Source organism: Terriglobia bacterium (assembly GCA_036496425.1).
Taxonomy (GTDB): domain Bacteria; phylum Acidobacteriota; class Terriglobia; order 20CM-2-55-15; family 20CM-2-55-15; genus 20CM-2-55-15.
The window spans coordinates 1-22,399 of sequence record DASXLG010000036.1 but is presented as its reverse complement, the minus strand read 5'-3'; the positions used below and the strand labels follow the sequence as shown (position 1 = coordinate 22,399).

Here is a 22,399-nt window from a genome sequence, read left to right as displayed (position 1 = left end):
ATAATGCGGTCGAGCGCAGTCCCTGACGGCATGCCCGATTCTCGCGGCGCAGAACGTCCCGCCGTTGAGGACTACGCCGGCAGTGAAGTCATTGCCCTTCTCGAATCCTTCGATTTTCCCATCATGATTATGACCTCCGAGGGCAGCCTGAGCCGCTTCAACCAGGCGGCAATGGACATGTTTGGGCTGGAAGCAGCGGATATCGGGAGGCCTGCCCGCAGCATCGCAGTCCTGAGAGAGGTGAAGGAATTTGAGGCTGTCTTCACACAGATTATGGCCAATGCGCTGCCCTGCCGCCGTGAGATCCGGCATGGCGACCGCCGTTTCATCATGCGGCTGACCTCCTATGCGGGCGCCCACGGCGAAAAAGGCGGGATGCTGACATTCACGAATGTGACCGCTTTGCTCGAGAGTGTCGAGCAGGCGGTCTACGAACGCGAGTATGCGAAAACCATCATCAACGCCATGAGCGAGCCGCTCGTTGTCCTGGACTCGGAGCTTCGAGTGCAGACTGCAAACCGCGCGTTTTATGTGATGTGCGGCGTCTCCCGCGAGCAGAGCCAGGGTGTCCCGCTCCGGGAACTCGGCGATCGCCAGTGGAAGGATTTCGGGCCGTGGGATTCGCTGAAAGCGATCGTCGCCGGCGGAAATAAATTCGAGCCTCGCGAGATCGACCGCGAAGCGGAGGGACTGGGCCGCAGGACGTTTCTGCTCGACGCGCGAGCCCTTCCTTTTAACCGCGGCGGCGCGATCCTTCTGAACTTCCAGGACATCACCAGGCACAAACAGATGGAGGAGGTGCTGCGCAATCGGGGCGAGCAGTTTGAGACGCTTTTGAATCAGGCTCCGATGGGAGTATTCCTGGTCGATTCCGCCCTTCGAATTCGCGAAGTCAATCCGGTCGCGCTGCCGGTTTTCGGAGCTATCGCCGGCGGAGTCATCGGCCTCGATCTCGGCGAAGTCATGCATGTGCTCTGGGAGCAGCAATACGCCGATGAAATCGTGGGCATTTTCCGCCATACGCTGGAAACGGGCGAGCCCTATATCACTGCCGAGCGAGCGGAACGGCGGCTGGATCGAGGCATCGTCGAATTTTATGAATGGCGGCTGGACCGGATCACTTTGCCGGATGGGTGCTTCGGTCTGGTGTGCTACTTCCGGGATATCTCAGCTCAAGTGCAGGCTCGGCAGGCGCTCGCGGACTCGGAGGCGCAGCTGCGCGCGGCTGACCGTCATAAGGATGAATTCCTCGCCACCCTTGCTCACGAACTGCGCAACCCTCTCGCTCCCATTCGCAACTGGCTTCAAACGATGCGAATTTCCGGGACTTCCGCGCCCGCTGGAGTGCCTTTCCTCGAGATGATGGACCGGCAAGTGTCCCATATGGTCCGCCTGGTCGATGACCTGCTTGAAGTGTCCCGTATCAGCCACGGGAAAATCGAACTTAAAAAACAACGGATCGATCTGGCCACGGTCCTGAGGTCGGCCGTGGAGGCGAGCAAACCGATAATAGATGCTGCCGGCCACCAGATCGTAGTCTCCCAGCCCGATGAGCCTGTCATTGTGGACGGCGACTTGGTCCGGCTTGCACAAATATTCGCGAACATGCTGAACAATGCCGCGAAGTATACGGAGCCCGGCGGAATCATCACGGTCGAGGCGAGGCGGGAGGACACTGCGGCCGTGGTATCGATCCGGGACACGGGTGTCGGCATCCCGCCCGAGATGCTCTCCCGTGTCTTCGATATGTTCACGCAGGTGGACAATGCACTTCGCCGCTTCCAGGACGGCCTGGGCATCGGCCTTAACCTGGTACGCACCCTCGTCGAAATGCATGGCGGCAGCGTCGAGGCTCACAGCGATGGGCCGGGTCGCGGCAGCGAGTTTGTTGTGCGCCTTCCCTTGGCTGAAGGGCAGTTACGCGACGACTTGCAGATGACGCTTCCACACCAACTTCAAAAACCGCCGGCTTCCGCCACTCCACGTGTTCTCGTGGTTGACGACAATAAGGATTCGGCGGACAGCCTGGGATTGCTGCTGACGCTTCTCGGCGCGGAGGTACAGATCGTTTACGACGGCCAATCGGCCCTGGACAAGCTCGGCGTTTACAACCCGTCGGTGCTTTTCCTCGACATCGGCATGCCGGGCTTGGATGGCTATGAAGTCGCGAGGCGAGTACGGCAGGACCTGGAATTCTCGGATATGCTCTTGATCGCCTTGACAGGATGGGGCCAGGACGAAGATCGGAATCGGACAAAAACCGCCGGGTTCAATCACCATATCGTCAAACCCGTCGAGCTGGATACTTTACAAGCCCTGTTTGCCTCGATTCCACGCCTGAGTTAAAAAAGACGCCAAAAGGCACAAATCAGGCCCTTTGTGCCTCTCGAATATTCTGAGCTAGCGGCCGTCATCGAAAGCATCGTTGGCCGCCACCGCCGATACCTGAATCAGGTTTCTATCCGCATCAGCTGCGCATCATAAAATGTCTTTTTCTCGCCCCATTTGAACTGCACTACATAGCGGTCGAGGTCTCTAATACCACGGTCATTCGGCTGGATCTCGTTAACGAGACCTTCTGCGCCGATGAAAGCAGTTTCCATTGCCGGCAGGATCTTTACTTTGTCACCAACGTTCAGTCTAGGCATACAAAAGAAGTTGACGCGATTATTACCACAAAAGATAATTACAGAAAAGTGCCGGTGGGCTTGGTACGCTACCGTACACCCAGGAGCAAAAAAACGGTGGCACATAGACGGGCCGTATGTTTAAACGCCGGCATCGAAGTACGCCTTCATCCATGCGGATACCGGTGAACCTGCCTGACCACTCCCTCCATCGCCCATACTCCGTTCGAGATTCATGACAACAAGCGAAGTCTTCCTGATGGTTCTTTTGTATGGGGGCGCTTTCTTGGCCGCGGCTTACTTTACCCGGGCGGGGTCGCGCCGAATTGGAGGAGCTCTGGCGGGAGGAGTGGGTTTTGGGGCGGTTGCTCTTGCCTCCATCGCGCTCGCGGAGGCCTTGGGCTGGTGGCGCGTCCCGAAGTCCGGGCCGCACTTTCAGTTTTGCTATGGCTCGGATTCGCGGTCTCGTGTGCCCCCGCTTACCTTCTCACCTGGCGAGTGGCTCGCCGGTTTGGAGGACGTGGACTGGCGGTGTGTGTCTTGGCTTCGGCGATCATCGGTCCGCCACGCGATTACTGGATCGCCGCGGTATTTCCGAATTGGATCATATTCTCTCCCGGTGTCGCGCCTGTCCTGGCGGACGCTACCGTGTACGTCCTGCTTGTGATCGTGGGACACGGAGTGATGCGCCTGGTTGCCGGTTCCGCTCAAGAGGACTCCTTGGCGCGACAAAAGGGATGAACCGGCGCGTTTCGCGCGGGAAGGGAAGGGAACACAAAAAGCAACGGGGGTCTAGCCGTCTAGCCCGGTAAATGTTCCTGGCGACGCGTAGAATTTCCCTGACAGTTCGAAATACTGCGGAAGAATTTCAATACCTTCAAAACGCCGATACCCACGCAACCCCAAGCAAAGGCAGTCCTTATGTAAAGGAATCGCAGGTGCTTGATTACGCACTCTTGCAGTTTCGGAGGCCTTTCGCTGGTGAAGGATTCTGTTAATGAAGTAGTCCGCATTCTGCTCGTAGATGACGAGCCTCGCAACCTGGATGCGCTTGAAAGCATCCTGGATTCGAGCGGTTGCACGCTCGTGCGAGCGCAAACGGCTGACGAAGCGCTTTTCGCGATCTTGCACAATGACTTTGCGGCAATTGTGCTCGACATCAAAATGCCAGGTACGGACGGACTGGAATTGGCGAAGCTCATCAAGCAGCGCAAGCGCAGTGAGCACGTGCCAATTCTCTTTCTGACGGCGCACAGCATGGATGAAAAGCAGGTCGTTCATGCCTATGGCGTGGGCGGGGCTGATTTTTTGAGCAAGCCCATCAATCCGGATGTTCTCCGGTCGAAAGTCGCCGTTTTTGCCAATCTGTTTCGTACGACTCGGGCATTGGCATCGGCCGTTGAGGCGCTAAACGCCGAAGTCGCGGAGCGCCAGAACGCGCAGGAGCTTCTGCGGCTCGCGAAGGAGCAACTGGAAACCCGTGTCGTTGAGCGGACTGCAGAACTGGCCCGTGCGAATCAAGAGGTTCGCGACAATGAAGAGCGGCTGCGCCTGGCCCTGGCCGTTGCGCAGGTCGCGACCTGGGAGTGGGATTTGACGACCGGAAAAATGCGATGGTCTGCAGACCCAGAGGTCGTTTTTGGCTTTCCCCCAGGCGCCTTTGGCCCGGACTCGCGAATTTCGCATGCCGTTCATCCCGATGACATCGGCGTCCCCGAAGCTGCTCTTCAGCGAGCGGCGAGCACTGGTAATTTTGAGGCCGAATACCGGGCGGTTCGCCCGGACGGTAGCATCGTCTGGATTGCCGATCGTGGCCGGATAGTTCACGATTCCAACAGCAACTCCACGCGAATACTCGGCGTCAGTGTTGATCTGAGCAAGCGGAAATTAGCCGAGCGGTCGCTTCGCAGCGAACTCGCCGAGCGCAAGCGTCTTGAAGATACATTACGGGAGTCGGATCGCCGCAAGGACGAATTCCTGGCAACCCTCGCTCACGAACTGCGCAACCCGTTAGCACCGGTGCGGTACTCGCTCAAGGTCCTTGCCGTGAAAGACCCGGCCACCATGGAATACAAACGGGCTATGGACATAGTTGAGCGCCAGACGCAACACATGAGTCGACTGATTGAGGAGCTTATTGATGTTAATCGCATCAGCCGCAATGCGCTCGAACTGAGGAAGGAGCCAGTCGAACTGGCACGGATTATCGCCGCCGCGGTCGAAACGAATCACGCATTGATTGAACAGTATGGTCTGGAACTCGCGTTGGCTATTCCCTCTGAGCCGATATATCTCGACGCCGATCCGGTGCGATTGGCCCAGGCGTTTTCGAACCTCCTCAACAATGCCGCAAAGTACAGCAAGCGAGCGGAAGGGACAGGAGGAATTTCCCTCACTGCGAAGCAGGAAGGTTCGACTGCCGTGATCCGAGTCCAGGATGTTGGTATTGGCATTGATCCCGCCTTGTTGGCGGGGGTGTTCGAAATGTTTACTCAGGTTGGCCGTTCTATCGGCCAATCCGAGGGGGGCTTGGGCATTGGTTTGTCGTTAGCGAAGCGGCTTGTGGAAATGCACGGGGGAACCATTGAAGCCTTGAGCGAGGGGATTGGTAAGGGCAGTGAATTTATCGTTCGACTGCCGGTTCGCGAGACAGTACGCCAGGACCTGTCGTCAGCGGCCCACTCCTCCGGCCCCCGACAACCGCTCACGAGGCGGCGCATTCTGATCGCCGACGATAATCCGGATGTTGTCGAGAGCTTCGAAGTCATGCTCCGGATGTATGGTCACGAGGTGTACACCGCGTTTGACGGTATGGAAGCGCTCGAAAAGGCGGAACAGGTCCTGCCCGATGTCATCGTGCTCGACTTGGGAATGCCCAGACTGAACGGCTATGAAACAGCCCGGCGTATCCGCGAGCGGCCCTGGAGCCGCGAGATCGTTCTGATTGCGATCACCGGATGGGGCAATGACAACGATAAACGCCGGTCATCGGAGGCCGGATTCAATGTTCATCTTGTCAAACCCGTCGATGCCACCAGAATTCTGGAGTGCCTGGATGCACGGCAGACGAAGTCCGAAAAACTCCACAGGACCGAACAGCGCTTTTAAGAATTCTTCCAGATAGCGAAAAAGGCAGGCCACCAAATGAGTCACAAACCCAGAACGTCCTCTGCCGCTGCGGTAGCCGTTCGGTCCGTCGGACCCAATGGCGATCAGAGCGGCTTTTCCAACAACCTTCTGGATGCGATGCTGTCGTTTCGAGACGGCAATTTCGCCGTTCGCATGCCTGCCGCGTTAAACGGCGTCGAAGGCAAGATTGCCGACGCTTTCAATGAGATTGTTGCATTCAGCGACCGCCGCGCGAAAGAAACCGCACGTGTCTCCACCATGGTCGGTAAGGAAGGAAAGCTGAAGCAACGCATGAATGTGCCCGAGGGTACTGGAGGTTGGGCTGACGAGGTCGCCGCCATCAACATGTTGATCGACGATCTGGTATGGCCGACGACGGAGATCACCAGGGCCATCGGAGCTGTGGCTAAAGGAGATCTCGGCCAGTCGATGGCACTCGAAGTCGATGGCCGGTCGCTTGAAGGCGAGTTTCTCCGATCGGCAAAACTCGTCAACAAGATGATTGACCAATTATCCGTCTTCACTTCCGAAGTGACTCGTGTGGCGCGCGAAGTCGGAACCGAGGGCAAGCTTGGAGGGCAGGCTCAGGTCAAAGGCGTATCCGGTGTCTGGAAAGATCTGACGGAATCGGTAAATCAGATGGCGGGTAACCTCACCGCACAGGTTCGCAATATTGCCGACGTGACAATCGCCGTGGCGAACGGCGACTTGTCAAAGAAAATTACAGTTGATGTGCGCGGTGAAATCCTGCAATTGAAGGAAGCCATCAACACCATGGTGGATCAGCTCCGCGGCTTCGCCGCTGAAGTCACGCGCGTCGCGCGTGAAGTCGGCACGGAAGGCAAGCTCGGCGGTCAGGCCGTCGTCCCGGGCGTGGCCGGCACGTGGAAAGATCTTACGGACTCCGTGAATGCCATGGCCGGCAATCTTACCGCGCAGGTCCGTAACATCGCGGGCGTCACTACGGCTGTGGCTCGCGGCGACCTGTCCCGCAAAATCACCGTGGATGTTAAAGGTGAAATCCTCGAATTGAAAAACACCATCAATACGATGGTGGATCAGCTAAATGCTTTTGCCTCGGAAGTATTCCGCGTCGCGCGCGAAGTCGGCACGGAAGGCAAGCTGGGGGGACGCGCCGAAGTCCCGGATGTGGCCGGAACCTGGAAAGACCTGACGGATTCCGTCAATGCGATGGGAGCCAACCTCACGGCGCAGGTCCGAAATATCGCGGAAGTGACGACAGCCGTCGCGAAAGGTGACCTGTCGCGCAAGATCACCGTGGACGTGAAGGGCGAGATCCTGGAATTGAAAAACACCATTAATACTATGGTGGATCAGCTCAACGCCTTTGCGTCGGAGGTGAGCCGTGTCGCGAGGGAGGTGGGAACCGAGGGAAGGCTGGGCGGTCAGGCGGTCGTGCCCGGCGTCGCGGGAACCTGGAAAAACCTCACGGACAACGTGAACTCCATGGCTCAGAACCTGACGGACCAGGTGCGCAACATCGCGGAAGTCACCACTGCAGTTGCCCGGGGCGACCTGTCGCGCAAGATCACGGTCGATGTCAAAGGCGAAATCCTCCAACTCAAAGACACGATCAACACGATGGTGGACCAGCTCAATTCATTTGCTTCGGAAGTGAGCCGCGTGGCCCGCGAGGTCGGGACCGACGGAAAGCTCGGCGGCCAGGCCGTGGTGCCGGACGTTGCGGGTACGTGGAAAGACTTGACCGACAACGTGAATTCCATGGCTCAAAATCTCACCGGACAGGTACGAAACATTGCCGATGTGGCCACTGCAATTGCGAAGGGCGATCTCTCACGCAAGATCACGGTCGACGTGAAAGGTGAAATCCTGGGGTTGAAAAACACCATCAACACCATGGTGGATCAGCTCAACTCGTTTGCCTCCGAGGTCAGCCGTGTGGCTCGTGAAGTCGGAACCGAAGGCAAACTCGGTGGCCAGGCCGTCGTACCGGATGTTGCGGGTACCTGGAAAGATCTCACGGACAACGTCAACTCGATGGCGCAGAACCTGACGGGCCAGGTGCGTAACATTGCCGATGTGGCCACGGCAATCGCCAAGGGCGATCTGTCACGCAAGATCACAGTCGACGTCAAAGGCGAAATTCAGGAGTTGAAGAACACGATCAACACCATGGTCGATCAACTCAATGGTTTTGCCTCGGAAGTCACGCGCGTCGCACGCGAGGTGGGAACTGAAGGGAAGCTTGGAGGTCAGGCGGTAGTGCCGGGCGTGGCCGGGACATGGAAGGATCTCACGGACAACGTGAATTCCATGGCGCAGAACCTGACAGGCCAGGTGCGCAACATTGCCGATGTCGCCACCGCGATCGCCAAAGGTGATCTGTCGCGCAAGATCACAGTCGATGTGAAAGGCGAAATCCTTCAGCTCAAGAACACTATCAATACGATGGTGGACCAGCTCAACTCGTTTGCCTCGGAAGTGAGCCGCGTGGCGCGTGAAGTCGGCACGGAAGGCAAACTGGGCGGTCAGGCGGTGGTCCCGGATGTCGCCGGTACGTGGAAAGACTTGACCGATAACGTGAACTCGATGGCGCAGAACCTGACGGGCCAGGTGCGCAATATTGCGGAGGTTACGATTGCCGTCGCCAATGGCGATCTCTCGCGCAAAATCACCGTAGATGTTCGAGGCGAGATCCTGCAGCTCAAGGAAGCCATCAATACGATGGTGGAGCAGTTGCGCTCCTTCGCGTCTGAAGTTACCCGCGTGGCGCGCGAAGTCGGAACTGAAGGACGGCTCGGGGTTCAGGCAGTCGTGCCTGGCGTGACGGGGGCCTGGAAAGACCTCACGGACTCCGTCAACGCGATGGGAGCGAATCTCACCGATCAGGTCCGCAATATCGCGGAAGTGACGACTGCCGTTGCCCGGGGCGACTTATCGCGCAAAATCACAGTTGATGTTAAGGGCGAAATCTCGGAACTGAAGAACACCATTAACACGATGGTCGATCAACTTCGTTCATTCGCCGCAGAAGTGACTCGCGTCGCGCGCGAGGTTGGGACGGATGGAAAATTGGGCGGCCAGGCGGAAGTCCCCGGCGTGGCGGGTACGTGGAAGGATCTGACGGATTCCGTCAATGTGATGGCTGCGAATCTGACCGATCAGGTCCGCGGAATTGTAAAGGTCGTCACTGCCGTCGCGAACGGCAACCTGCGCCAGAAACTGACCGTCGAAGCGAAAGGCGAGGTCGCCGCTCTGGCCGAAACCATCAACAATATGACCGACACTCTGGCGACGTTTGCCGAGCAGGTTACCAATGTTGCCCGCGACGTCGGCGTGGAAGGCAGGCTTGGAGGTCAGGCGAACGTCCCCGGCGCAGCCGGCACCTGGAAAGATCTGACGAGCAACGTCAATCTGCTCGCCGCAAACCTTACCAATCAGGTTCGCGCCATTGCAGAAGTGGCCACAGCTGTGACCAAGGGCGATCTGACAAGGTCGATTCAAGTGGAAGCCCGCGGTGAGGTCGCCGAACTGAAAGACAATATCAACACGATGATCAACAACCTGCGTGGCACGACGGAGCGTAACCAGGAGCAGGACTGGTTGAAGACGAATCTCGCGAAGTTCACTCGCATGTTGCAGGGCCAGCGGGACCTGGTGACGGTCGGCGAAATGCTGCTATCCGAGCTTGCTTCTCTGGTTCACGCGCAGCAAGGCACCGTTTATCAAATGGAGCATCCGCAGAAGACCGAAGTAGAGAAAAAGCCCGCCCTCACGTTGCTCGCAGCCTATGCCCAGCATCCCGGCCAGCCCAAGCGTATCGAAATAGGCCATGGAATGGTCGGCCAATGCGCAAAAGAAAAGAAAAATCTTCTTTTGACGGAATTGCCGGACAACTACACGACAGTAGAATCCAGCCTTGGCAGCGCGCCGCCTGCAAATATCGTCGTCTTTCCGGTCTTGTTTGAAGGCGAAACGAAGGCGGTCATCGAGCTGGCGGCTTTGCATCCATTTACCCCTACCCACTTGAGCTTTTTGGAACAGCTCACGCAATCGCTCGGCGTGGTGCTCAACACCATCGAAGCAACCATGCGGACCGAGAACCTGCTGGAGCAGTCTCAGAAGCTGACGATTGAACTACAAACCCGGCAGACGGAACTGCAGCAAACAAACCAGGAACTGGCGTCGAAAGCGAAGCAGCTCGCCGAACAGAACGTCGAAGTTGAACGGAAGAACAAAGAGGTCGAACAAGCCCGGCGCGCTCTGGAAGAGAAGGCCGCGGAACTCGCCCTGACATCGAAGTACAAGTCCGAGTTTCTTGCCAATATGTCGCATGAACTGCGGACACCGCTCAACTCCATCCTTATTCTGGGACAGCAGCTCGAAGAGAATTCCGCAGGCAATTTGACTGCAAAACAGGTCGAATATGCGAAGAACATCCACTCCGCGGGCACCGACCTCCTCACTCTGATCAATGATATTCTGGACCTTTCGAAAATCGAGTCCGGCACCGTTACGGTTGAACCGGAGGAAATCACCTTTGTTTCACTGCGCGACAGTGTAGAGCGCACCTTCCATCACATCGCTGAATCCAAGAGTCTGGCTTTCCGTGTCGATATCGATTCGGCTCTGTCGCCGACCTTCACGACGGATTCCAAACGGCTGCAGCAGATTCTCAAGAACCTTCTTTCAAATGCTTTCAAATTTACGAGTCAAGGGCACATCGCAATGACTGCTCGTCATGTGATGGAGGGGTGGTCCATCGACCACCCCGTCCTCAGCCTGGCTCAGAACGCCGTCGCCATTGCCGTCACCGACACGGGAATTGGAATCGCGCCCGAAAAGCAGCGCTTGATCTTTGAGGCGTTTCAACAGGCCGACGCCGGCACCAGCCGGAAATATGGCGGTACGGGACTGGGTCTCGCGATCAGCCGCGAGTTGGCGACGCTGCTCGGTGGTGAAATCAAGCTTACAAGCGCACCGGGACAGGGCAGCACTTTCACTCTGTATCTTCCGCTCGTGTACACGGGACCGGCGCGCGCCACAACTGTCCCTGCGACGAGTTCCTATAACGCAACCGCGCCGCAACCGGCGCTACCGGTGCTTACGGTCGCGAAATCGGAGGAAGTCGTTCCCGACGATCGTCACGACATTAATGAAGGAGACAGGGTATTACTCATCGCCGACGACGATCCCCATTACGCGCGCATTTTGCTCGGAGTCGCGCGGGAAAAGGGCTTCAAGGGGATTGTTGCCAATCGGGGACAAGCGGCACTCGCGCTCGCGCGGCAGTATCAACCGACAGCCATTACCCTGGATGTCTTCCTGCCGGACATGCTCGGATGGACGGTTCTCAACAATCTGAAACTGGAACCGGTAACGCGGCACATTCCCGTCCAAATGCTTTCGATCGAGGAGGAGCGCCAGCACGGTCTATCGCACGGCGCATTTTCATATCTGGTAAAACCAGCCACGACGGAGGACTTGAAACATGCGCTCGATCGCATCAAAGCTTACGTTACTCCACATACCAAACGCCTTCTTGTCGTTGAGGATAATGACATCGAACGCGAGAGCATTGTCGAACTGCTGCAATATGATGACGTGGAACTGAGCGCCGTGGCCACGGGGGGCGATGCGTTGCGGATGCTGGCCGAAACAGCATTCGATTGCTGTGTTGTGGATTTGCGGCTGCCGGACATGACCGGCTTTGAACTCCTGGAAACGATTCAGCGCAGTGCTTCGCTGCAGGATTTGCCAATCGTGGTATTTACCGGCAAAGAATTGACAGCGGAGGAAGAGAATCGTCTCAAGCTGGTTGCCAAAAGCGTCGTCGTGAAGGACGTGCAATCCCCGGAACGTTTGTTTGACGAAACGGCGCTGTTCCTGCACCGCGTCGTCTCGGAGTTGCCGGAGGCAAAGCGGAACCTGATCGAACGCCTGCACGCCTCCAACGAGGTTCTGCACCACCGGAAAGTGCTCGTCGTCGATGACGATATCCGGAACATCTTTGCCTTGACCAGCCTCCTGGAAAACCACGAAATGGAAGTGCTCAGTGCGACCAATGGCCGGCACGCGATTGAGATTGTCGAGAGTACGCCAGCCCTTAGCGTCGTTCTCATGGACATCATGATGCCGGACATGGACGGTTACGAGACCATGCGTGAGATCCGCAATGATCCGCGTTTGAAAACGCTGCCCATCCTCGCCCTGACCGCGAAGGCCATGAAGGGAGACCGCGAAAAATGCCTGGAGGCCGGAGCCTCGGATTACATTGCAAAACCGGTGAATACCGATCAACTACTCTCGCTGCTTCGTGTATGGCTGTATCGTTAAGATATGGCGGACGAGCCGACGAGCTCCGATCGGTGCGAAGCTCGCCGACCGGTAGCTATTCCGCCGCTGTAGCCACCGGCAGCCGCACGGTGAAGGTCGCGCCCAGCCCTTCGCCGGGACTCTCGGCATGGACGCTGCCGCCGTGAACTTCAACCAGATGCCGCACTACCGCAAGACCGATGCCCAGGCCGCCGTGGACGCGGGTTGTACTGGAATCGCCTTGCGCAAACCGGTCGAAAACCCGGCCGAGGAATTGAGGCGCAATCCCTTGCCCGCTATCCCGGACGCTGAATTCCAGGTGCGAGTTCGTTTGACCCAGCCGCAGCTGTATATATCCGCCTTCAGGCGTGAATTTGATTGCGTTTGAAAGCAGGTTCCACACCACCTGTTGCAACCGGTCCGCGTCACCTGTGATGATCGGAATCGGCATTTGAAAATCCGTATCCATGCGGATCGTCTTGGCGGAAGCCGCAGGGCTGACGCTGTCCACCGCCGCATTCACGACGCTCCGGAAATCGATTGGATCGGTATCGATTACCATTTTTCCGGTTAGAATCCGCGCCACATCCAGCAGGTCTTCAATCATCCTTTTCTGGGCTCCCGCATTTCGTTTGATCACATCGATGGCGCGTTCAACGAGGTCAACGTCCTGCCGTGATTCGAGGATGCTGATCCAGCCCATGATGGCATTGAGAGGGGTGCGCAATTCGTGGGAAAGGATCGCCAGAAATTCATCCTTGATCCTGTTGGCCGCTTCCGCCTGGCTGCGTGCGGCGCGTTCCTGTTCGAGAAGCTTGACTCGTTCTACTTCCAGACGCTTTCGGTAGGTAATATCCCGGGCGATTTTCGAGGCCCCGATGATCTGCCCGCGCCGGTTGCGAACCGGCGACACGGAGAGAGATATATCGAGAATCGTTCCATCTTTCCGGAGCCGCTTGGTTTCATAATGGTCGATCCGCTCGCCCTTTTTGAGGCGAGCGAGAATATCGGGTTCTTCATTGTCGCGGTCGGGTGGAATGAGAATGGCCACCGGCTTCCCGATGACCTCTTCCGCGTAATATCCGAAAATCCGCTGCGCTCCCGGATTCCAACTTGTAATGATTCCATCGAGTGTCTTGCTGATTATCGCGTCATCCGCCGATGCCACGACGGCGCTAAGGAAACCCTGGGCATCCTGCGCATAGTGAAGTTCTGTGATGTCGCGGGTAAAGCATTGGGTATGGAGGAACTGTCCGTTCTGCAGAAACGCGTTCGAATTGATCAAAACATGCCGGATCGAACCATCCTTTGCCCGCAGGCGGGCGGAGTAATTCAGGAGAGTCTCGCCTTTGACGAGCTGATCGAAAATGTTCGCGATCACATCCGCATCGAGGTGAAATTCGCGAATGTCATGACCGATGTATTCATCGGCCCTATAACCCATCATCGCCAATTCCGCCGCATTTGCCCAAAGGATGCGGCCGCCGGCATCAACCCAGTGAATCCCTTCGGCCGCAGTCTGCAGCACACCACGAAGCTCCGATTCGGTCTGCCGCAGCTTTTCCTCCGTATGCCTTTTTTCATCGAGGGCTTCAAGCAGCGCCTTTTCAGCCTCTTTCCGGACCTGGATTTCAGCCTGAAGCGCGAATGATTGTTGTTCGAGCACGCTGATCCGGACCAACCGTTCCTGCTCTCCCAGTTCCATGTACCGTTCGGTCGGATAAACCAGCGAATGAGTCCGGCAGATGCGTTCAAATTGCGGGTGATGGTCTCCTTTATAAAAACCGTTCAACGCATATGCGCAAAACAAGTCAAAGTGCCGGTCTTCGGCGAGTTCGTTCCAAAGCTCTTCCAGACGGATGGCGGCTTCGTGTTTTCCATCACGCCAGAGGATGTCCACCATCTCGCCATAAGCCAGCACCGGCGCGGGTTGGTATCTATTTCTGCACTCGTCGATCACCTGCCCGATGACTGTCCTGAAGCGTTCCCGGTTGGGCAGTTCCGAATCCATGAAGGCTCGAAGCGTTTCGTGGGCATCGAATTCCTTAAACTGACCGCTTCGAATCGTTGCATCAACGTCGAAGCCTTGACTGTCCAGGTGCTTTTTGAAAGCTGTGCGGTGCTCGGGCAAGGCAATCACGACCATTGCATTTCCGTTGCGAAAACCATGCGCCAGGTAGCGCGCCACCTCGGCGCTCAGGTAGTTGTCCGATTCATAAAACTGGACAGCGTGCTGGTGCGTAGCAGAACGATGTTGGTGAAACGGCGGCAAATCGCTGCGATCCGTTGGCATTGGCGCATGACTCATCGCGGGGCAACCTCCCAGGATTAAAACGCGTGTCCCTTAAATGTAGCACCGGTTCGGGCAGCCGAACTGCGCAAAAATCGGAGCTGCGAATGGACATCTCGAGCACTTTTAGGAGCAAAAAATAGGGGTGGTAATCAGGTGCCATTCATCGGGCAGAGGAAGGATCGAACAACTGGCTTTGCGCTGTCGTCAGGCGGCGGGGGATTTGTCTTGCGAAGGGCCGATATGATTCCACAGAACAGTCGATATCTCTTCAGGGGTGATCGGTTTAACCAGATACGCCGTGAAGCCGGCCGCGATGCCTTTTTCCCGATCACTCGCCATAGCCAAAGCCGTCACGGCAATAACGCAGATGTCCGCGAAACGCACATTTTGGCGGATCATCTTGATAAATCCAAACCCGTCAAGACCAGGCAGCATGATATCCGCCACGATAGCCGAGAAATTTTCCCGTTCCAGGGCGTCGAGCAATTCAGCGGCGCTCCGATAAGCGACCGTCGCGAAACGGGCTTCCAGGCCAATTCGCAGCATCTCCCGAGTGTCGTCGTGGTCTTCGAGAATCGCGACACGCGGCTTATGTGTGACTTCCTGCATAAGAGCTGTAAAGAAGGTAATAGTCGAAAGGCTGTTTTTCAATAGAATTTCCTTATGTACGCATTCGTACGGAAACCCGGACAGCTTGCGTCTGCGCTGTCCTCATGAATAAGCTTTAGATGCATGTCCGATAAGGCACGTAAGACAGTTCTCGTGGTCGATGACACGGAGGATATCGCCAACCTGGTGGCGGCGCTCTTGCGCATCACGGGCTGCAACGCATTGACGGCGCGGGATGGTCTGGAGGCGGTCGCGGCTGCAATCGAGCACAAGCCGGATTTGATCTTAATGGACATCCGTATGCCCGTCATGGACGGTTACGAAGCGACGCGTCGAATTTTATCTATTCCGGCATTGTCTCGCACGCCCGTGATCGCGGTTTCTGCCCATTGCGAGGGCGATTGGGCCGCTCGGGCATTACAGGCGGGTTGCATCCAATGTGTGCCCAAACCTGTCGAGCCGGAAGGCCTGCAGGCGATTGTCGAAGACTATATCGGGGGATGTTGAATGGATCGATTCAGGACAGACGCAGCTGTAATCTGGCGTCGCATCCCCGCGCATCCTTCCGGTTCTGGAGCGTGAGCGAGCCGCCATGGGCTTCGGCAATCTGGCGGCTTAAGACCAGCCCGATGCCGGAGCCGCTGGGTTTCGTGGTGAAGAAGGGAACGAAGAGGTTGGCGGTGTTCGATATTCCCGGGCCGTCGTCTGTGATGACAATATCCAGCGTGCGTCCCGTGAGCGCCCAGGTGATGTGAACGCCGCCGCCGGTTTCCAATGAAGCGTCTGCGGCGTTTCGGATCAGGTTGATGAGCAGTTGTTCGAGTTGATCGGGATCCGCATGAATCGCGAGGTCCGGGCCCGCGTCCACGGCCACCTTCATTCGGCTTTCGAGGCCGGCGACCCGGCGGACCAGTGTGCCGGCATCCACGTCCCTGTACTTCGGCGGCGGAAGCTTGGCCAGCTGCGCATATGCGGCCATAAAACGGCTGAGCGATTCGGCCCGCGAGCCGATCACGCCAAGACCAAGCTGCATGTCCTGTTCCCAATCGTCCGGGCGCGGTTTTTTATCGAGCAGTGATGTCAGGCTTCCCGATATCGATTTAATCGGGGCAAGTGAATTGTTCAGTTCGTGGCCGATGACCCGGACGATGCGCTGCCAGGCTCTCAGCTCTTCCTCTCTCAACGCCCGGCTGACGTTCGAAAAAACCAGCAATTGATGCGGCAACCCGCCCTGGCGAAAGACGCTGCGCCGGACTTCCCATCGTCCGGAGCCGCCGGCAAAAGCGGCATCGATCACGCGGGAATTTCCGCCCTCATGCAACAGACCGGCAAGTCCGATATCTTCGGCTCTCGATCCGATCAAACGTTCCGAAGGTTGGCTCAACAGCCGTTCGCCTGCCCGGTTCACCAGTCTTAGCTTGTCTTCGCCGTCAAAGGAGAAAACAGCGACGTCGATTTCTTCCATGACCTTACGCAAAAGCGTCGTCGCTTCGATGGCGTCCATGCGCTGCTCGCGCAGCGTGTCGGCGAGGCCGTTCACTTCGCGGGTGACCTCGGCAAGCGCATCCTCGTTTCGCGAGTTGCGTCCGCGGATGGAGTAGTCGCCTTCGCGAAGCGCGGCGAGAATGTTCGATAACGTCTGCAGCGAAAAGACAACGCGCTGGCGGATTTCGCCCGCCAGGCCGAGCCAGAGTAGCGCGATAAGAATTGTGAGCGTCCATTGCAGCTGGGAGGTGAACGATCCCGTCCATAGAAGGATGAGAGCAACGACGGTTCCGGGCAGGCCTGCCAGAACGGCGAGCGCAAAAATGCGGCGTTCGTAACTCAGACGAAACTGTCGTCGCGATTTGTCGACGTCGAGTTTGAGTAACACCGTTTCAAATCCTGTTGTAGCCGCGGGCTAAAGCCCGCGACTACAGTCCATACCGTTGCATTCTCCGATAAAGCGCGCTGCGGCTCAATCCCAGGGCATTCGCGGCCTGGCTGACGTTGTTGCCGTAACGCGCCAGCGCCTTCCGGATCAGGAAGGATTCCACGTCTTCCATGCTCATGTCTTCGAGCCGCGCCTGTGGAATCGAAGACTCGCGTCCGCCGCCGATACCGAGATCTCCCGCCATGATTGCGGTTTTTTGCGCCATCAGGACAGCGCGTTCAACCGCATGATCCAGTTCCCGGACGTTGCCGGGCCATGCGTGCTGCAGCAGCGCCTGCATCGCTCCCTGGTCGAAGCCCGACAATTGTTTTCGATAGCGGGCGGCATGCACTCCGAGAAAGTGCGCCGCCAGAGCGGGGATGTCCTCGCGCCGGTCGCGCAACGGCGGCAGGTGAATTTCGATCGTATTCAACCGGAACAGGAGATCTCCGCGAAAACGTCCCGCCGAAACCTCTTCGCCGAGATTGGCGTTGGTCGCAGAGATGATGCGCGCGTCCACTCGATGCGTCTTCGACGAGCCCACGCGTTCGAGCTCTCCGGTCTCGAGGACGCGAAGCAGCTTTGCCTGTTGATTCACGGGAACGTTGGCAATTTCATCGAGGAATAAAGTCCCACCGTCCGCCAGGTCAAACCGTCCCACTCTGTCGGTTTTGGCATCCGTGAAAGCTCCCTTGACATGCCCGAACATCTCGCTTTCGAACACACCCTCCGGCAGGCCTCCCACGTTTACGGTCACCATCAGTGTCGATGCGCGATTCGATAGCGCATGAAGCGTTTTTGCAACGACTTCCTTTCCGGTGCCATGCTCGCCGGTGATGAGCACGTTGGCGTCGGAAGGCCCGATGCGGGAGATGAGCTGCAGCACCGGCTGCATCGACGGCGCCTGCGCAATGAATGCCGGCCGGCCCTCAGCCCGGAGTATTTCGTTTTCCGCTTCGAGTCGCTGTTCTTTGCGCAGGCTGCGCCCGAGTTCGACCTGGGTGCCGAGAATCGTAAGAAGCCGCGGATTCTCCCACGGTTTCTGTACGAAGTCCCGCGCCCCGCGCCGTATCGCTTCGACCGCAAGTTCGATGCTGCCCCACGCCGTCATCACAACGACCGGCAATGTCGCATCCATGCCATGGATGCGTGAAACAACTTCAAGGCCTTCGGCGCCCGACGTTGTGTCCCGCGTGTAGTTCAGATCCATCAGGACCGCGTCGAAGTCGCGGGCGTCGAGGGCGCTGATGATAGCGGACGGTGAACTCGCGGACTCGAGCTGATAACCCTCGGACTTCAAGAGAAGCCGGAGGGCTTCCAGTACATCCGTCTGGTCGTCGGCGATCAGAACGCGAGGTGAAGAAGTCTTCATGACGTGTGAAGGATACAGAATTCCCTGGCCGTATCGAAGCGCCTTCATTCGCGAGTTTCGTTCCAAACTCTTTTGCCGCTGTTTACGTATATTTACGTCGGGAAGGGGTTTGGAGACTGTTCGGTCCCGCGAACCGCCGTCCCAATAGCGGACACCTGCGGCTGAGGATCAGCAGCTACGTCGTTGATAATCCAGCAGATCGGAATGGTTTTATGGGTGCTTTAGGGAACTCGGCATGTTGAAGATCAAAGCATTTATTGCCGCCGGCCTCCTCATCGTATTCGCGACGAGCCTGTCTGCCCAATCCAACTGGGTGGGACAGTTTTTGAGTCGTTACAAACCGCTGAACCTCGCCACGCCGTATGGCGTGAATCCGCCGGGTTCGGGCGAGCCCTGGCAGCCGATGGTCCAGCAGGGGGCGTTGCCGCTTTCGGTTTCCGATATTGTTCACCTGATGCTGGCAAGCAATCTCGATGTGACGGTGAACCGGTTCAACCCGATTGCTCAGGAATACATCGTTAACACGCTGTTCCTGCCTTTCGAGCCCAGGTTGAACGTCGGAGGGCAAGTGGTGCGGAGCACCACGCCTTCGGCATCGCAGCTCAGTGGCGCGAGTTCGTTGAGTTCGCTCAGCCATTATTACTCGATCGGCTATGGCCAGACGCTTCAGGCCGGCACCCAATTGAGCGTCAATCTGAACGTGAATCGCAATTCGTCGAATAGCGCTTTCAGCACCTTCAACCCGTACTATTCGGGCAACGTCACCTATTCCGCTCTCCAGCCATTGCTGCAGAACTTCGGCCGCAATATCAATTCGCATCTGATCCGCATCCAGAAAAACAACCAGAAGATGTCGGACATTGGTTTCGAGATGCAGACCATCGATCTCGTGACTGCGGCCCAGCAGATGTATTGGGACCTCGTCTACCAGCGCGAAAATATCAAGGTTCACAAGGCGGCGCTCGATCTGGCGCAGAAGACGCTGTCCGACAACAAACGGCAGGTGCAGATCGGAACCATGGCCCGCATCGAGGTCGTTCAGGCGGAGTCGGAGGTCGCGCAGCGTGAAGTTCAAATGGTCACGACCACGTACGTCGCCGATCAGACCCAGGACCAGGTCAAGAAAATCATCACGAGTTTTGGCGACCCGGCGTTGGTCTCCGCGCAAATCAATCCGATCGAGATGCCCCGCCAGCCGCAGGATGACGACCTCATGCCCATCGGCGATGCCATCAAATCCGCGCTTGAAAGCCGGCCGGAAATGCGGCAGCTGGATGTGCTGCTCCAGAACAGCGATATCGATGTCCAGTACACCAGGAATCAGTTGCTGCCGAATCTGACCGTCGGCGGCAGTTATACCCAGAGCGGTGTCGGGGGCGTTCAAACGATCCGGTCGGGGCTGGGCGGGTCCGATATCGTTTCGGTGATCAACGGCGGCCTGGGCAATGCATTCGGACAGTTGTTCGGCTATAACTACACGGGCTACTCGGTCGGCTTCAATATTTCGATTCCGCTCACCAACAAAGCCGCTCGCGCCGACAATGCCCGGGCGGTTACCCAGAAAGATGCGTTGCAGGCGAAGCGGACGCAGACCGCGCAGCAGATCGCATTAGAAGTCCGCAACGCCCAGACGGCCGTCATCATGAACAAGGCCCAGATCGCCGCGGCGGAAAAAGCCTTGGAACTGGCCGGTCTGCAGCTTGAGGCGGAGCAGAAAAAATTTCAGCTCGGCATCTCGCAGCTCCGGTTCGTTCTGGAGGAGCAGCGCAATGTGACCGATGCCGAGACGACGCACATTCAGGCGCTCGTCAATTATTCGAAAGCCCTTGTCGATTACGATAGGGCTGTAGGAAGAACATTGAGAAAGAATAATATCGAGATCGAGAAACTGGCCGCGGGAGGGAATTATGGATGTTGCACGTCCACAGTCCGTAGCGCGGAATAAGAAAATCAAGCGCGCGGTCCTTTTGATTCTCGCGCTGATCGCGATCGCCGCCGTCAGCCTGGGTCTGTCGCGCATGAAGCCCGCCGCGCCTTCGGTCGACAGCGCGACGGTCTGGCGGGACACGGTGAAGCGCGGAGAAATGCTGCGGCAGGTGCACGGCATTGGAACTCTGGTTCCCGAAGAAGTTCGCTGGATCCCGGCGACCGAGGACGCCATCATCGAAGAGGTCAAGGCCCGTGCCGGCGACAGCGTTTCCGCCAACAGCATCATTCTGGTTCTCAGCAGTCCCGATGTGCTCCAGCGCGCCACCGATGCGGAACTCGCGGTCAAAGGCGCCGAAGCCGATCTCGCGAACCTTCGGGCGACGCTCCAGACCGATATCCTCAACCAGCAGGCCGCGCAGGCCGGCGTCGAAGGCGACTACAACCGCGCCAAGCTGGATTTCGAAGCCAACCAGGAGCTCAATAAGGATGGCTTGATCGCGGACGTGATTCTCAAAAAATCGCAGGAGTCCGCTCGTGAACTGGCGGCCAAGAATGAAATGGAGAAGAAAAAGGTTGCGGTCAACTCGCAGTCGGCTGAAGCGCGAATCGCCGCTCAACAGGTGAAAGTCGATCAGCTTCGCGCGGCCTACGATCTGCGGAAGAAACAACTCGACGAGCTCAACGTTCGGGCGGGCGCTGTCGGTATTGTCCAACAGGTGCCGGTGGAGGCCGGTCAGCACGTCGCCCCCGGCACAATTCTGGCGAAGGTCGCGGAGCCCGGCAGGCTGAAAGCGGAAGTGCAGATTGCGGAGACTCAGGTGAAGGACGTCACCATCGGGCAGATGGCGTCGATCGATACCCGGAACGGAATTATTCCGGGACAGGTCATCCGAATCGACCCGGCTGCCGTCAATGGACAAGTGAAGGTCGATGTGCATCTTATCGGGGATTATTCCAAAATTGCGCGGCCCGATCTCAGCGTAGATGGAACAATCGACCTGGAACGTCTCGTAGATGTTCTGTATGTCGGCCGTCCCGCCTACGGGCAGGCGGACAGCACGGTCGGCATGTTCAAGGTGACGGCGAACGGGGAAGCGCATCGAGTCCAGGTGAAACTCGGGCGCAGCTCGGTGAATCAAATCGAAGTACTGGACGGTCTGCACGAGGGAGAACAGGTCATCCTGTCGGATATGTCCGCGTGGGATGCCTACGATCGCGTGAGACTTAATTGAGGGCGAAGACGACCATGGACAATGTCATACATCTCGAGGGCCTGAAGAAGGTTTTCCTGACCGATGAAGTGGAAACGCACGCGCTTGCGGGCGTCGATCTTGAAATCAGACGCGGCGAGTACATCTCGATTTCCGGCCCTTCGGGCTGCGGAAAATCCACGCTGCTCTCCATCCTGGGATTGCTGGACAGCCCGTCGGAAGGCGCGTACCTTCTGAACGCGAAGCCGGTTCAGGATCTCTCGATGAGTGAACGCGCGCGGGTGCGCAATCGCGAGATCGGATTCATCTTTCAGGCGTTCAATCTGATCGGCGATCTCACGGTTTATGAAAACGTCGAGCTTCCTTTGACGTATCGCGGCATGCCTTCTTCGGAGCGCAAGAAGCGCGTGCTCGAATCGCTCGAGAAGGTCGGGATGGCGCACCGCATCAAGCACTATCCGTCGCAGCTTTCCGGAGGTCAGCAGCAGCGCGTCGCCGTTGCCCGCGCTCTCGGCGGGCAGCCGGCTATCCTGCTGGCGGATGAACCGACAGGAAACCTCGATTCCAGAAACGGCGAAGCCGTCATGGACCTTCTCCGCGAACTGCATCGCGAAGGAGCGACGATCTGCATGGTCACCCACGATCCGCGCTATGCGCGCTACGCCGAACGCACCATCCATCTGTTCGACGGTCGTGTCGTCGACGAGGCGTTCCTGGAAGAGCAGACTGCGCACTGAAAATATGATCGAACTTCGCAATCTGGAAAAATTCTACGAGACCGCTGCAGGCAAGACATTCGTCCTGCGCCGGATCAGCGTCGACATCAAACAGGGCGACTTCGTCACGATCATGGGGCCGTCCGGTGCGGGAAAGTCCACGCTGCTCGCAATCCTCGGAATGCTCGACAGCAACTGGCAGGGCGAGTTTTACTTCCTCAGCGAAGCGGTCCACAAGATGAAGCCGAAAGACCGTATCGAGCTCAACAAGCGCTACATCGGTTTCGTTTTTCAGCAATACCAC

14 protein-coding genes are annotated in these 22,399 nt (G+C 57.6%); 9 read left to right on the top strand and 5 right to left on the bottom strand.

Going from position 1 to position 22,399, the window contains the following annotated elements:
- The first annotated feature begins 3 nt into the window (after nucleotides 1–3).
- Nucleotides 4–2,346, top strand: a complete 2,343-nt coding sequence (locus VGK48_02625; GenBank protein ID HEY2380055.1) for an ATP-binding protein — start codon at nucleotides 4–6, stop codon at nucleotides 2,344–2,346.
- Between the two features lie 104 nt (nucleotides 2,347–2,450).
- Here the strand turns inward: VGK48_02625 and VGK48_02620 are convergent, their stop codons facing one another.
- Nucleotides 2,451–2,603 (bottom strand): hypothetical protein, encoded by a 153-nt coding sequence (locus VGK48_02620; GenBank protein HEY2380054.1) that lies wholly within the window; start codon nucleotides 2,601–2,603, stop codon nucleotides 2,451–2,453.
- Nucleotides 2,604–3,167: 564 nt separating this feature from the next.
- Between VGK48_02620 and VGK48_02615 the strand changes: the two genes are divergently transcribed.
- The 3 genes from VGK48_02615 (at nucleotide 3,168) to VGK48_02605 (ending at nucleotide 12,074) form a co-directional block, all read left to right on the top strand.
- Entirely contained in the window at nucleotides 3,168–3,368 is a 201-nt protein-coding gene (locus VGK48_02615; protein ID HEY2380053.1) for a hypothetical protein, read from the top strand.
- A 240-nt stretch (nucleotides 3,369–3,608) separates the two neighbouring features.
- Nucleotides 3,609–5,735 carry a response regulator gene (locus VGK48_02610; protein ID HEY2380052.1) on the top strand — a complete coding sequence of 709 codons (2,127 nt, stop codon included), beginning with the start codon at nucleotides 3,609–3,611 and terminating at the stop codon, nucleotides 5,733–5,735.
- A gap of 36 nt (nucleotides 5,736–5,771) precedes the next feature.
- Nucleotides 5,772–12,074 (top strand): HAMP domain-containing protein, encoded by a 6,303-nt coding sequence (locus tag VGK48_02605; GenBank protein HEY2380051.1) that lies wholly within the window; start codon nucleotides 5,772–5,774, stop codon nucleotides 12,072–12,074.
- Between the two features lie 55 nt (nucleotides 12,075–12,129).
- Here the strand turns inward: VGK48_02605 and VGK48_02600 are convergent, their stop codons facing one another.
- Nucleotides 12,130–14,346, bottom strand: a complete 2,217-nt coding sequence (locus VGK48_02600) for a PAS domain S-box protein (protein HEY2380050.1) — start codon at nucleotides 14,344–14,346, stop codon at nucleotides 12,130–12,132.
- Between the two features lie 204 nt (nucleotides 14,347–14,550).
- The gene (locus VGK48_02595; GenBank protein ID HEY2380049.1) at nucleotides 14,551–14,997 is read right to left on the bottom strand and encodes a response regulator; all 447 of its coding nucleotides are present in this window, start codon (nucleotides 14,995–14,997) and stop codon (nucleotides 14,551–14,553) included.
- An 81-nt stretch (nucleotides 14,998–15,078) separates the two neighbouring features.
- On the opposite strand from VGK48_02595, the gene VGK48_02590 reads away from it, so the two are divergent.
- Entirely contained in the window at nucleotides 15,079–15,462 is a 384-nt protein-coding gene (locus VGK48_02590; protein HEY2380048.1) for a response regulator, read from the top strand.
- 10 nt (nucleotides 15,463–15,472) lie between these two features.
- Here the strand turns inward: VGK48_02590 and VGK48_02585 are convergent, their stop codons facing one another.
- On the bottom strand, nucleotides 15,473–16,828 hold the full coding sequence (locus VGK48_02585; GenBank protein ID HEY2380047.1) for an ATP-binding protein: 1,356 nt from the start codon (nucleotides 16,826–16,828) through the stop codon (nucleotides 15,473–15,475).
- A 40-nt stretch (nucleotides 16,829–16,868) separates the two neighbouring features.
- Nucleotides 16,869–18,239, bottom strand: coding sequence for a sigma-54 dependent transcriptional regulator (locus VGK48_02580; protein HEY2380046.1), 1,371 nt, complete (start codon nucleotides 18,237–18,239; stop codon nucleotides 16,869–16,871).
- A gap of 235 nt (nucleotides 18,240–18,474) precedes the next feature.
- On the opposite strand from VGK48_02580, the gene VGK48_02575 reads away from it, so the two are divergent.
- The 4 genes from VGK48_02575 to VGK48_02560 form a co-directional block, all read left to right on the top strand.
- Nucleotides 18,475–20,184 carry a TolC family protein gene (locus tag VGK48_02575; protein ID HEY2380045.1) on the top strand — a complete coding sequence of 570 codons (1,710 nt, stop codon included), beginning with the start codon at nucleotides 18,475–18,477 and terminating at the stop codon, nucleotides 20,182–20,184.
- Complete coding sequence (locus VGK48_02570) at nucleotides 20,147–21,400, top strand: efflux RND transporter periplasmic adaptor subunit (protein ID HEY2380044.1); 1,254 nt, start codon at nucleotides 20,147–20,149, stop codon at nucleotides 21,398–21,400. Before VGK48_02575 ends, VGK48_02570 begins: the two co-directional genes overlap by 38 nt.
- Nucleotides 21,401–21,414: 14 nt before the next feature.
- Nucleotides 21,415–22,116: an ABC transporter ATP-binding protein gene (locus VGK48_02565; GenBank protein ID HEY2380043.1), complete on the top strand. Its 702-nt coding sequence runs from the start codon at nucleotides 21,415–21,417 to the stop codon at nucleotides 22,114–22,116.
- A gap of 4 nt (nucleotides 22,117–22,120) precedes the next feature.
- Nucleotides 22,121–22,399, top strand: a 279-nt coding sequence (locus tag VGK48_02560; GenBank protein ID HEY2380042.1) for an ATP-binding cassette domain-containing protein, incomplete at its 3' end; no start/stop codon positions are given.